A 12,959-nucleotide genomic window follows, 5' to 3' on the forward strand; every position below is an offset into this window, starting at 1 on the left:
TACAGGCCGGCAACGCTCGTTATTTCCTCGAAATGGCTTCAAGGATAATTGCGTTGACCTTGCGAGCTGCCTCGACATGCGGCATGTGGCCGGTATTCGGTATGATGTGAATTTCCGCCGTCAGGGCTTCGAGCCGCGATGGGTCGGACGGATTGACTTCGTCCTTGTCTCCCCAGACGATCGATGTCGCCAATTGCTCGGGAATTGCGACGGGTCGCAGGCCGAGGAGTGTCCCGGCAATGGACCGCAGGTATTCCCGTGCGCGTGGCTTACCAAGGAAAGCTAAGACATGGTTGACCATCTGGGAACTGATGAGACGGGGTCGGGATACGAGCTTGTGCAGCAGGGCCTCGGCATCCTCCGGCGTGTTCAGCTCCGGGAAGCGCGTCAGGAACTCGCCGTCAAGTCGCTGCCCAAGTCCCGCAGGCGCGAGCAGCACCGCATAGGAGACCATATCCGGATGCAGTCTCGCAAGCTCCAGGGCGACGGCGCCGCCCAGCGAATGAGCTACGATTGGAAACGGCCTGAGCAGTTTGTCTTGAACAGCTTCGGCGACTGCTGCGGCCATTGTCATCATGTCTGTCTCGGCGCCCAACTTTGAGTCACCGTGACCGGGCAGTTCGACTGCCCAGACGGCATGACTGCCCATGAAAGCAGGAGCCGTCGCAGACCATGAGAATCGGTCGGAACCGAACCCATGGACGAGAAGAAGGTCTGGTGCGCCCTCGGGGCCACCCAGGCGGAAGAGCTTCGCTTCCGCCCGAGCATTCGTAACAGTTGCCATGCTTTACTCGATGATCCCGAGAGTAGTGCCGACTTCGGCAAGTTCGCCTTCGGGGACAAGGATTTTCTTGAGGATACCAGCCACCGGCGCTTCGATTTCAAGACTCATTTTCGTTGTGGTGATGATCAGGATCAGTTCGTCCTGCTCGACCGAGTCACCTTCGGCCTTCAGCCATTCGGTGACTTCGGCTTCCGTGATTTCATTGCCGAGCTGCGGCAGGAGAATGGGGGTCGACATCGTTGCGCTCCTTGATTTCGCGACTAAAGCGATGCTTTGGCCAGTTCGAGGTCGTTCCAGTCGCGGATGCCGCGGCGGTTGACCTTCTTCGACGGATAGAAGTCACCCGTCACGACGTCGATGATATCGCCCACCTGCGGGAAATAGGTGGACTCCATGTCGGCGCCGGGCACGATCCAGTTCGGCGAACCGAGGACACGCGGCGCGGCCTTGAGATCGCCGTAGGCAAACCGGGTGACATTGCTGGACAGCGTCATGCCGAAGCTTCCACGTTCCGAGGCCTCGGACACGATCAGCAGGTGGCCGGTCTTCTTCACGGACTTGAGCAGAACCTCGTAATTGAAGGGCACAAGCGACCGCGCATCGATCACCTCGGCCGAGAGGTCATAGAGTTCGGCCATCTCTTCCGCCGCCTTCAGTGCAGGATAGAGCGACGGGCCGATCGTCAGGATAGTGACATCGTCTCCCGCCCGCTTGATGTCGGGCTCGCCCATCGGAATACGGTAGTAATCGGCCGGAACACCTTCCGTGTGGAACTGCTCCACGTGATCGTAAAGGCGCTGGCTTTCGAAGAAAACGACGGGGTCATTGCTCGATAGAGCTGAAGCCAACAATCCCTTCGCATCGTAAGGAGTCGCAGGGTACAGAACCTTGAGTCCCGGAATGTGCGCGATCATCGCGGTCCAGTCCTGGGAATGCTGGGCGCCATATTTGCTGCCAACCGAGCAGCGCAGGACGACGGGCATCTTGAGCGTGCCGCCGGACATGGATCGCCACTTGGCCATCTGGTTGAAGATTTCGTCGCCGGCGCGTCCGATGAAGTCGCCATACATCAGTTCGACAAGTGCGCGTCCGCCCTCCAGGGCATATCCCACCGCAGTCGCCACAATCGCGGCTTCCGAGATCGGAGAATTGAACAGGCGTTCGTAGGGGAGAATGTCGGAAAGACCGCGATAGACCCCGAAAGCGCCACCCCATTCGCGGCACTCCTCGCCATAGGCAAGGAGGCTTTCGTCGTTGACCATGTGATGGAGAACCGCCTCCGTCAGACCGTCCCGGAGCGTGATCGCCCGCATGCCAGACAGCTGCTGCCCGTCGTCATCAAGTCCGAACCGAGCTTTGCGGGCCAGGCCGCGAATGGCGGCCGACTTCTCCGGCTCCTGCAGAAGGCGGGCCTTCTGAGTGGGAACACCAATCTCCTCGTTGGAGAACATCAGTTTTCCAATCAGGGTCGGATCGGCGCGGACGTCGACGATGGGCGCCGCGTCGGTTTGCACGACGGCGCGCGTGACCGCCTCGATCACCCCAACCACCCGGTCGTGCAATTCCGTGATCTGGGATTCGGTCATTGCGCCGGCTTCGAGCATCTTCGCTTCGAGCTGGACGATCGGATCGCGCTTTTCCCAGAGCTTCAGCTCGTCGCGGGAACGGTAGACGTTGGCATCCGTGGTCGAGTGGCCGCCGTTGCGGTAGCACTCGACGTCCAGCAACGCCGGACCCTTGCCGTCAAGCAAAAGCGCCCGTTTGCGCTTGACCGCGTCGGCTACCGCCAGCGGATTCGTACCGTCGACGGTCTCCGCATGCATGGAATCCGCGTTCACGGCGGCGCCGATGCGAGACAGCCGCTCCCATCCCATGGTCTCGCCAATTGTCTGGCCGCCCATGGCGTAGAAATTGTTGTTGAAGAAGAACAGGACGGGGAGGCCACCCTTTTGCGCGTCTGTCCACAGGGTGTTGAACTGCGCCATGGATGCGAAGTTCATCGCCTCCCAGACCGGACCGCAGCCAGTTGAGCCGTCACCAGCGTTTGCGACGCAGATGCCACCGTCGCGAAGGAGCTTCTTTCGCATCGCCGCACCCGTGGCGATTCCCGCCGAGGCGCCGACAATCGCGTTGTTGGGATACGCGCCGAAGGGCGGGAAGAAGGCGTGCATACTGCCGCCCATGCCGCCGTTGAAACCATTGGACCGCATGAAGATTTCAGCGAGCAGCCCAAACAAAAGAAAATTCTCGGCGAAGTCCTTGCCGGTACCGCCGATGTGCTTGGCCACATTGTCACGCAGCGCGCCACCCTGATGCTCGGCCATGATCGCATCAAGCTTCGGCATGTCCATTTTCTGGATCGTGGCAAGGCCCTTGGCGATGAACTCGCCGTGGCTGCGGTGCGAGCCGAAAATATGATCGCCCGGCGTGAGTGACATCGCGGCGCCGACTGCCGCTCCCTCGTGTCCCATGGAGAGATGCGCGGGCCCTTTATACGCATAGGGAATTTCCCGATAAGCGCCTGTGGCCTTGAACGATCCAAGCATTGTCTCGAACTCGCGCACGATGATCATGTGCCTGAGCACTTCCCTCAGTACCGCGTCGCCGTACTCCTCGCGCTCCGCCGAGAACGGCTTCGAATAGTCGTGCAGCTTGATCGACGCGAACTTGAGCTCCCCTTTCACGGACATCTTTTCGGGGTCGACCACGAGTTCCTTGGGCATTCCATCCTCCATGAGCTTTCTGTGAGCACACCTATAGTCTTGATGCTACTTTTGTCAAATCAAATACTCAAAAGATGATCTCATTCGATCCTTTCGGGGTCCTTGCTGCGGATCAACCTCTCCTCGGATGCGGGGTTGAAAGGGCTCCGGCGACGTTCCCGCATTGATCATGACATCAACGAGGAATGACACATTTGTTTATTTAATTACGCAAATATAGTTGCCACTGATGCTGATCTGTCCATAAATCCGCGTGATCTGATCGAGCAGATTGCCTTCGTCATCGGAGGCCAGGAGGAGCGCGCCGCAAGGTTCGGCGTCGATGTAACAACTGGAGGAATACAAATTGTTGAGCACATTCAAACAGGTAGGCGCACGCTTGGTTAGTAGGCGTGCGGTTCTCGCATCGGGTCTGTGTGCTGCAATTATCGCAGCCACGGGCGCGCTCGGCGGAAATGCCTTCGCAGAGGACCAGATGATCATCGGCCTCATCACGAAAACCGATACGATCCCATTCTTCGTGAAAATGAGGGAGGCCGCGGAAGAGGAAACGTCCAAGCTCGGCGTGAAGCTCGTCGCGAGCACAGGCAAGTTCGACGGCGACAACGAGTCCCAAGTCGCTGCGATCGAGAACCTGATCAGCCTTGGTGCGAAGGGTATCCTCATCACTCCCAGCAATTCGACCGGCGTTTTGGCGGCTGTAGCGGAAGCCCGCGCAAAGGGCATTTTGGTTATCGCTCTTGATACGGCCACCGATCCGGCCGACGCAGTCGATGCGACCTTCGCGACCGACAACTTCAAAGCCGGAGAGTATCAGGGCACTTATGCGAAGCTCTCGCTTGCGGGTAAGGAGCCGAAGCTCATCATGCTCGACGGCACCGCCGGCAGCACAGTTTCCGATCTGCGCCATAACGGGTACCTCAAGGCATTTGGCCTCAAGGACGGCGATCCGGCGATCATGGGTGCGGAATACACGAACGGCGCGACTGATAAGGCACAGGCCGCAATGGAAAACCTCCTCGCCGCCCATCCTGACGTGAACGCGGTCTACACCATCAACGAAACTGCCGCCGCCGGAGCCTATGCCGCCATCAAGGCCGCCGGCCTGGAAGATCAGATCGTGCTCACCGCGATCGACGGTGGCTGCACCGGCGTCCAGAACGTCAAGGACGGTGTGACCAAGGCTACCGTAATGCAGTTCCCCCGCAAGATGGCTGCCATGGGTGTTCTTGCAATCGTCGAATACGCAAAGACAGGCAAGAAGCCGGCCGGATTCGTCGACACCGGTTCCGAGGTGATCACCGACAAGCCGTTCACCGAACTTCCTTCGAAGGATACCGAATTCGGCGCGAAGGCCTGCTGGGGCTGACTCGCAATCATTCCAGCGCTCGGCTACTGCCGGGCGCTGGGGTCCCGCTCCCTACACTGGAGGCTTCGAGATGACTGCCATAACCAAACAAATTCCCGACGTTCAGTCGCCAAGGACATCGATGGTGAAGTCCATCCTGTTGCTCCCAAGCGTGGGCCCACTACTGGTCTTGCTGTTGTTCTGCGTGATTTTCGCGACGATAACCGGGCCGTTCATGACGCCGCGGAACATCTCCCTGATCTTCCAGCAAAGCGTGATCCTCGGGACACTTGCGATCGGCCAAACGATCATCATTCTGACGGCCGGCATCGATCTGGCGGCGGGTGGCATCGCGGTGCTGGGGACGATCATCATCGGCCGTCTGGTCTTTGCCGGTTACGACCCCGTCCTATGCATTGCCCTGTGCTTCGTCGTCTGCACATTGCTGGGCATGGTGTCGGGGAGCCTGGTCAGCTTTATCAAACTTCCGCCATTCATTGTGACACTGGGCCTGCTCGGGATCGTGACGGCGGCCACTCGACTTTTCTCGCTGGGCACGTCCTATCCGGTGAACGATCCCATTGTGGCGTTCTTCTCGAACAGCGTAACTTTCGGAAGTGCCAAGATAACCCTCGGGGTAGTCTCGATGTTGCTGCTCTACGCAGTCATGTCGTTCGCGCTCACGCAAACAAGATGGGGTCGGCACGTTTATGCTATCGGCGACAGCGCGCCAGCATCGAAGCTGGTGGGCATCAACGTCCGTGCTCGACTACTTTCCGTCTATGCGGTCGCCGGGGCTGTCTATGCCCTGGGCGCCTGGTTTGCTCTGGGTCGGATACCGAGCGCTGACCCGAACGCCCTTCAAACGGCAAACTTGGACAGCATCACTGCCGCGGTGATCGGTGGCGCAAGTCTGTTCGGAGGCCGCGGAAGCGTGACGGGGACCCTGATAGGTACACTGATCGTCGCCGTGCTCAGAAACGGCCTGACGCTGCAAGGGATCGATCCCCTGTGGCAGGACCTCGTGACGGGCGTGCTTGTCATCCTGGCCGTCGCCGTTGATCAGCTATACAGGAGGAAAGCGTGATGGAGACTTTGGGGGAAATCGTCTTCGAAGCGCGTGGTATCACCAAGCGCTACGGTCACGTGACAGCTCTGGACCGCGCCAACTTCGAGCTGCGTCAAGGCGAGGTGATGGCCATCATCGGCGACAACGGTGCCGGAAAGTCCAGCCTGGTGAAGGCGCTCTCCGGCGCGCTCCGACCCGACGAAGGCGAGATGATCCTGGATGGGGAAGCAGTTCACTTCCGAAGCCCGCTCGATGCGCGGGCGAAAGGCATCGAGACAGTTTATCAGGAACTCGCAGTCGCCCCAGCACTCGACATTGCGGCCAATCTGTTTCTCGGACGCGAGCTATGTCGGACGGGCTTCATGGGGAGATGGTTCGGCATGCTGGACAAGCCCTTGATGCGCAAGATTGCCGCCGAGAACATGGAGAGGCTCAAGTTCAATATTCCATCGCTCGACAACGCGGTCGAGGTGCTCTCCGGCGGCCAGCGCCAGGGGGTGGCGGTGGCGCGCGCGGGCGCTTTCGGCAAACGGCTGGTGATTATGGACGAGCCAACCGCAGCGCTCGGCGTACGCGAGTCCGGGCGGGTTCTCGATTTAATCAGGAACATTCGCGACCGTGGCCTTCCGGTCATACTCATAAGCCACAATATGCCTCACGTCTTCGAAATCGCGGACCGGATTCATATCCAGCGACTGGGCCGAAGAGTGGCACTAACCTCCCCGGCGGAACACAGTATGCAGGAGGTCGTAGGTATCATGACTGGAGCGTTGCCGCCACTTGAAATCGAGACCGCATAAGGCGCGTGCCTCGTCAGTCTCGATCGGGTACGGGCAAATGCGATCAAAAGGCTGGCTGACGGGGCGAAGACTCGCTCTGCTTCAGCGCTACGGGCGATCGATGCGTTCTGCAGCCTTGTTCAGATATTCTTTCGTTTGCGCAAGAAGTCAGGCGGGTGTCGGGGGGACAGGATTCTGCCCGAAGATCATGATCTGCAGACAGGAAACCGTCGTAGTCCGTCTTGCTAAGGGGATCAATCGCACGATTGAAATCGAAACTGCCTTCCCCGGGCAGGAGACGGCTGTCGAGCGTGCCGGCATTGTCACTGATATGGATGTGGCAAAGCTTGCTGCCGAGGGCGGTTATGTTGTCCGAAAGATAGTCGATCAAATCGACACCCAGCTTTCGCGCCGTGACGTTGAGGTGCCCTGTATCCAGCATCACTTTGAGATGGCTTGAGCCAACGCCTTCCAGCATCGCCAGAGTGTCGTCCAGGGTTTCGACAAGATTTCGTTTCCAATGCGGTCAGAGGCTCGACAGCCAGGTCGATGCCTGCGTCCCGCGCCCTGCGGGCGAGCAACGGAGAATGACTCGATAACCTGTCCCATCTGTTTCGAAGCCGTATGAACAAGGTTGTCGCCCTGAGGCTCCCAACCCCAAAACGGAGTTGTCAGGATCATCAGAGGAGCGCCCAACGCCGCGCCGATGTCGATGTGTTGCCGTTCTTGGCTAAGTCAATTTCGACTGTGATAACTTCCTTCATGGACGGCTCCCCCCATTGCGGGTCCTAACAACCGCATCGTGGCACGTCACGTGCCGGCGCCGGAGGCCGTCCACCTCATCAAGCCCCTTCCAAGATCAGCAGCGTCAAATGAGGCGAGTTGGGACGACATAGATCGTGGAATTCATATGGGTCGCCACACCAGGCTACTACCACGGTGCCCCCGTCGCCGCGTAGAATAGACTACAGGAGCGCATGTAAGAAAATCTGTTATGCCATTGAGCACATTCGTGCATAATGGCAATTTGACAGGATCTGGGAGGATTCATGGTCGAGATCTTTTCGAAAAAGGACGGTCCGCGTCGGGAGGATGCGCAACTCAAACGGCTGATACAGCAGAACCGCGGCATCATCACAAAGCTGGCCGACCAGTTCAGCGGCGGTCGATACTCGGAATCGAGAAAGCCGAAAGTGGCGCCGCAGGCCGAAGGGCTCATTATCCATATTGGCGGCGCTGCAAAAACCGCGCCGGCACCAGAGCCGAAAATCCGGGTGACCACCAATGGCCGGGTGATATCGGTCGATGTCGGTTCGGGACGGCAGTTGCAGCATTTCGGAGACATCCGCGAGGGACGTGGCCTGAAGATCTTCAGATTGGCAACGAAGGCCAACGGCTTCATTGCGCCGCTGGACGAAGCGACGATCGAGACGCTTGGCGATATCGATGGCGTCCCACTAGGCTCTTCCTACAGCAACAGGGATTTGGCCACCGACATCGGTCTCCGGCTCGATATTCCTCCCGAAACCTGAGAATGAGAGGCTTGTTCTCGCGCTCAAGACCGCGTGTTGACGTCCAGTTCCCTCGAGCGTGGAGTGTGGTAATCGCATGAGACACAATTCGTACACGCCAGGAAATTCCGATAACGCTCCGCCGCCGCAATTGGCAGGGCTTTTCTCTGGCGACGTTGTGCTGCACCAGGCTTACGACGAGTTGCAGACTATGAAGGCATGGGAGACGCTGCTGGAAGGTCGTGCAGAGCCATCCAGGTCGTCACCCCTTGTGAGATCGACCATCCACGATTCCTGGCATCGGTGCGCGACCGGTGGTATCGACGCTCAACGCCACGACGCACCGCTCGAAACAGACAAGGATGCGGTGGAGGCCCTGACGAGAGGCAATTCCGAACTGCTCGATGCCGCGCAACGGCCGTTTTCTGCGATCGGTCGAATGCTTGAAGGAACTGGCGCCATGCTGGTGCTTGCCGATAGCGAGGGCGTACTGATCAATGCCATTGGCGACAAGCGGACGATCTATGATGGTATGGATATTCACCTCGGAGTAGGAGGAAAATGGACGGAGGATGTCGTTGGCACGAACGGCATCGGCACGGCGCTGTGGACGGGCGAACCGGTATTCGTTCACGCCGCAGAGCATTTCTGCGCGGGCATAAAGTCTTGGACTTGCGCCGGCGCACCGATCCGCGATCCTTTCGACGGCAAGATCATCGGCGTGGTCGATCTTTCCGGGCACCCCGACATCTTCCGACCGCACAATATTGCCCTTGTCGCGGCTGCGGCGCGCGAAATCGAGCGGGCGCTCTCGGATTCCCAGAACGAGGAGCGCATGCGGCTGCTGGAAGCCTTCATCGCATCGGCAGGCAACTATCGTTCCAGCGACGGCCTGATGATTGTCGATCGGCACGGGCGGGCAATCTACAGTAACAATGTTCCGATCGCCGAGAGAACACGGTTCGGCGAAACTCTGCGCCAGGGCAATCGAAACTGTCGGTTGCCGGAGTTGAGCAACTCCGGCTTTCTCGACAGTGTCGCGATCGCGCTGCCGGAGGAGATGCAATCTTGTCATGTCTGCGCGCTCGAACTCGATGGCGACGTTCGCGGCGCGGCTCTCGTCTTCCCCAAGACGGTCGGCCGAACTGCCTTGTCGAGCCGGAGGGAATCGCGGCGACTTCACGATGAGGCCGCCCTGATTATCGGCGAGAGCGATAGTTTGCGTGAAGCCGTCGATATCGCCTGCCGGGTGGCGGAGACCGAAGATGTGACATCGCTTCTGATCGAAGGCGAGACTGGCGTCGGCAAGGAGCTATTTGCCCGGCTCATCCATGCCGGCAACACGAAGCCTTCGGCCAGCCCGTTCATCGCCCTAAATTGCGGCGCCATCACTAAGGAATTGTTCGGAAGCGAGTTGTTCGGCCATGTCAGCGGCGCTTTCACCGGCGCATCGCGCGAGGGAAAGCCCGGAGTTTTCGAACTCGCCAACGGCGGCGTACTCAGCCTCGACGAAATCGGCGAAATGCCACTGGACATCCAACCATTCTTGCTGCGCGTCCTCGAAGAGCGGGTAGTCAATCGCCTGGGCGAGAGCCGGTCGCGACCGATTGACGTCAGGCTGGTTGCCTCCACCAATCGCGACTTGAAGCGCGAAGTGGATGCAAGTCGGTTTCGCCGCGATCTATTCTACCGCATTAGTACGGTGTCGATCCACGTGCCGCCGCTGCGGGACCGTGGCAGTGACAGCCTGCTATTGGTCGAACACTTCAACCAGAAAATGGCAGCCCGCAAGAACAGCGCTCCACTGCATTTCTCGAACGAGGCGTGTGATGCGCTGCTTGCCTATCACTGGCCGGGCAATGTACGGGAATTACGCAACCTCGTCGAAAGGCTGCATATCCTATCCCGCCACGGCTTCGTCGGGCTCGATGACCTGCCTGCCGACATCATCGATCGACCGGATCATGCCGCGACCGCACAAACGGCCGGCGCCGCGTCAGACTCCGAACAGCAGGTTCACAGCTTCGAGGATGCGGAACGGCAAGCGATCAGGAATGCGCTAGTAGCGGAACACGGCAATCTCAGCAAAGTCGCCCAACGGCTTGGCGTATCGCGCCCGACGCTTTACCGCAAACTAGAGCAGTTTGGAATCAAACGAAGCTTCGTCTGAACGTGCCATCGGCGGATCCCGTGGCAACGCATGCCACGGGTCTCATCGAATACACCGCCTGTTCCTTAAGCGCGTCCGAGCTTCTCTGCACCGCCGCCGAGTGCCGGACCTGCTGTCGGATCCTCGTTCTCGGCGAGATCGCCGATGAGCGTTTCTGTTGTCAGGATCAGTTTTGCGACCGAGGCAGCGTTGCGGAGCGCCGTGTAGGTTACGCGCACCGGATCGATGATTCCGGCGTCGATCATGTTCTGGTATGTCCCCGTTGCCGCATTGTAGCCATAGCCGCTGTTGACACGCGTGACTTCGGCAATGATCGCATCGGCATCGCCACCGGCATTGGTCGCGATCCGCCACAATGGTCGTGTCAGCACCGACCTTACGAGGCGAATGCCTTCGGCCACATCGCCAGTCACTGTCGAGAGTAATGCGTCAAGCACCGGCGCGACCTGGGCCAAAGCCGAACCACCGCCGGCCACCACGCCTTCCTCGGCCGCAGCGCGCACCGCATGCAGCGAATCCTCGATCAGCTGGATCGTGCGCTTCTGCTCGACCGGCGTGACCCCACCGGCATAGAGAACCGCCGTACCGCCGGAAAGTTTTGCCAAACGCTCGCGCAGCTTGTCCTGCTCGATATTCGGTGGCGCTGCCTCGAACTGCCGTTGAACCTGCGCTCGGCGCGCAAAGATGGCCGCGGGATCGCCACCCCCACGGACGATCGTCGTATAGGTCGAACTGGTGATGGCACGTTCTGCGGAGCCGAGATCTTCAGCTGTCGCATCCTCGATCCGGCCACCGAGATCGCGGGCGATCACCCTGCCGCCGGTCAGGATCGCCAGGTCTTCCAGCATCGACTTGCGCCAATGGCCGTATTCCGGCGGATGAACGACCAGGTATTTTCCTGGCCCCTGCTTGCCGAGCAGCGTGACGACAACTTCGGGGGACATTTCTTCCGCTATGATCAGCAAGGGGCGCTCAGCCTTGTCGGCGATGCTGCGCACGGCGTCCAGGGACGCAGGCTCCCGGATCTTGAGATCGGTCATCAGGATCAGCGGGCGTTCGAGAACAGTCTCCATCTTTTCCTGATTGGTGACCATATGGTGTGAGAGATAACCACGCTCGAAGGACATGCCTTCGACCACGTCCAGCACCGTTTCGGTGGTCACGCTGAAATCCGTTGTGATGATGCCGTCTGAACCGACCCGTTCATAGGCTTCCGCGACCAACGCGCCGAGTTTCGGATCAGTGGCGGCAATATTGGCGACGGCGGCGAGTGTACCATTGCCCTTGGCCGGCTTGGCGCCGGCCTTCAACGCCTCGACCACCTTGTCCACCGCCAGATCGATCCCTTTGCAGAGATCGACGGACTTCACTCCACGCTCATTGGCCTCGATGCCGCGTTGCACCAGCGCATTGGCAAGCACGATCGCCGTCGTGGTACCATCGCCGGCGATCTCGTTGGTCTGCATCGAGACTTCACGGACCACTTGTGCACCCATGTTCTCGAAGCGGTCATGCAGTTCGATCTCTGAGGCGATGCTGACGCCGTCGCGGGTCACCATCGGCGTGCCTAGCGGCCGGTCGATCATCGCATTCATGCCTCTTGGACCGAGGGTCGGTTCGACCGCGGCTGCCAGCCTGGCTACCCCTCGCGCCAGAGCGCGACGTGCTTCGGAGTTGTGCAACATCAATTTGGGCATAAGTCCTCCATCCGCCTGACGGGCGGTTTGTTGATTTGGGCCTTCTTCGGTAAGGCCGTTGATTCAGTTGCGGCTCGGTGATGCACACGTTTCGGAAACGGGAACCCGGTCGAGGATGAAATCGACGAGCGTCGGCTCGCCATCGACCATTTCCATTTCCTTATAGCGTGTCTGCTTGAGTCCCCGGCAGAGCGCGCCGTTGAACTCCATATTGATCCGGACACTGCGGAGATCGGCGATATGCGCTGGCAATGCGTCGCGCGCGATCCGCTTACCGTCATAGTCGACGATAACCGCATCACGCGGACCAAGATCGGGCCAGCGCTGCATCAACGCCTGGCGATAGCGGAGCTTGTTCTTGCGCGCCCGTTCACTGTTGGTGATGATGGCGTCCAGCATGAAGAGCGTCATCCTGATGATCTCGCTATCCGCGATACCAATACCCTTAAGGTCGAGGATGACCGCTTCTTGCCTGCGCTTGAACGCCTTGAGGCGAAACTTCTCCCGCAATTCGTCGAGATTCGTGTCCTCCGCAAGTCCCCGGAAAATCTCGGCAAAGACCCTGCCCTCCGCAATGCCCTTGTTCACTTCCTCAGCAAACATGTGGTCATGCAGATTGATGCGATAGGCTGGCGCCCAGCTAAGGGCCTCGAGCGCGTTCCTGACGTCGTCGAGCATCAGAAAGGCGAAGTTCGGCGAACACCAGTAGGTCGGCAGGCGGAATCCGATATCGACCCGGCCATCGGCGGCAATCTCGGCGCGCTCGATGAAACCCATATCGGTAACCGGCTCATCCAGTTCCGGGTCGTTTACCTCTTCGAGGCGCCGCCAGAGTTCTCCCTGGCGGCTTTCTGACAAAGTGGCAGAGGTCATTTCGA

General features: G+C 59.5%; 10 protein-coding genes and 1 pseudogene. 5 read left to right on the forward strand and 6 right to left on the reverse strand.

What is annotated here, in order from left to right; genetic code table 11:
• Positions 1 to 19: 19 nt before the first annotated feature.
• The 3 genes from AC2YI2_RS31265 to AC2YI2_RS31275 are packed head-to-tail and all read right to left on the reverse strand — an operon-like array spanning position 20 to position 3,507.
• The gene (locus tag AC2YI2_RS31265; RefSeq protein WP_487390450.1) at positions 20 to 784 is read right to left on the reverse strand and encodes an alpha/beta fold hydrolase; all 765 of its coding nucleotides are present in this window, start codon (positions 782 to 784) and stop codon (positions 20 to 22) included.
• Between the two features lie 3 nt (positions 785 to 787).
• On the reverse strand, positions 788 to 1,021 hold the full coding sequence (locus AC2YI2_RS31270; RefSeq protein WP_487390451.1) for a lipoyl domain-containing protein: 234 nt from the start codon (positions 1,019 to 1,021) through the stop codon (positions 788 to 790).
• A 23-nt stretch (positions 1,022 to 1,044) separates the two neighbouring features.
• A complete protein-coding gene (locus AC2YI2_RS31275) occupies positions 1,045 to 3,507 on the reverse strand; it encodes an alpha-ketoacid dehydrogenase subunit alpha/beta (RefSeq protein WP_487390452.1) in 2,463 nt (820 codons plus the stop codon).
• A gap of 412 nt (positions 3,508 to 3,919) precedes the next feature.
• Between AC2YI2_RS31275 and AC2YI2_RS31280 the strand changes: the two genes are divergently transcribed.
• The 3 genes from AC2YI2_RS31280 (at position 3,920) to AC2YI2_RS31290 (ending at position 6,724) form a co-directional block, all read left to right on the forward strand.
• On the forward strand, positions 3,920 to 4,876 hold the full coding sequence (locus tag AC2YI2_RS31280; RefSeq protein ID WP_487390496.1) for a substrate-binding domain-containing protein: 957 nt from the start codon (positions 3,920 to 3,922) through the stop codon (positions 4,874 to 4,876).
• 70 nt (positions 4,877 to 4,946) lie between these two features.
• Positions 4,947 to 5,942: an ABC transporter permease gene (locus AC2YI2_RS31285; protein WP_487390453.1), complete on the forward strand. Its 996-nt coding sequence runs from the start codon at positions 4,947 to 4,949 to the stop codon at positions 5,940 to 5,942.
• Entirely contained in the window at positions 5,942 to 6,724 is a 783-nt protein-coding gene (locus AC2YI2_RS31290; protein ID WP_487390497.1) for an ATP-binding cassette domain-containing protein, read from the forward strand. Before AC2YI2_RS31285 ends, AC2YI2_RS31290 begins: the two co-directional genes overlap by 1 nt.
• Positions 6,725 to 6,767: 43 nt before the next feature.
• Here AC2YI2_RS31290 and AC2YI2_RS31295 read toward each other — a convergent pair.
• Positions 6,768 to 7,211, reverse strand: a pseudogene (locus AC2YI2_RS31295) (sugar phosphate isomerase/epimerase family protein); the annotation flags it as partial.
• 541 nt (positions 7,212 to 7,752) lie between these two features.
• Here AC2YI2_RS31295 and AC2YI2_RS31300 point away from each other — a divergent pair.
• Positions 7,753 to 8,235 carry a hypothetical protein gene (locus tag AC2YI2_RS31300; protein WP_487390454.1) on the forward strand — a complete coding sequence of 161 codons (483 nt, stop codon included), beginning with the start codon at positions 7,753 to 7,755 and terminating at the stop codon, positions 8,233 to 8,235.
• 76 nt (positions 8,236 to 8,311) lie between these two features.
• Positions 8,312 to 10,384 (forward strand): sigma-54-dependent Fis family transcriptional regulator, encoded by a 2,073-nt coding sequence (locus AC2YI2_RS31305; RefSeq protein WP_487390455.1) that lies wholly within the window; start codon positions 8,312 to 8,314, stop codon positions 10,382 to 10,384.
• Positions 10,385 to 10,449: 65 nt separating this feature from the next.
• Here AC2YI2_RS31305 and groEL read toward each other — a convergent pair whose 3' ends face one another.
• Positions 10,450 to 12,081 (reverse strand): chaperonin GroEL, encoded by a 1,632-nt coding sequence (gene groEL / locus AC2YI2_RS31310; protein WP_487390456.1) that lies wholly within the window; start codon positions 12,079 to 12,081, stop codon positions 10,450 to 10,452.
• A gap of 63 nt (positions 12,082 to 12,144) precedes the next feature.
• Complete coding sequence (locus AC2YI2_RS31315; RefSeq protein WP_487390457.1) at positions 12,145 to 12,954, reverse strand: iron-sulfur cluster assembly protein; 810 nt, start codon at positions 12,952 to 12,954, stop codon at positions 12,145 to 12,147.
• Positions 12,955 to 12,959 lie beyond the last annotated feature (5 nt).

This window comes from Rhizobium sp. SRI_017 (assembly GCF_057586295.1).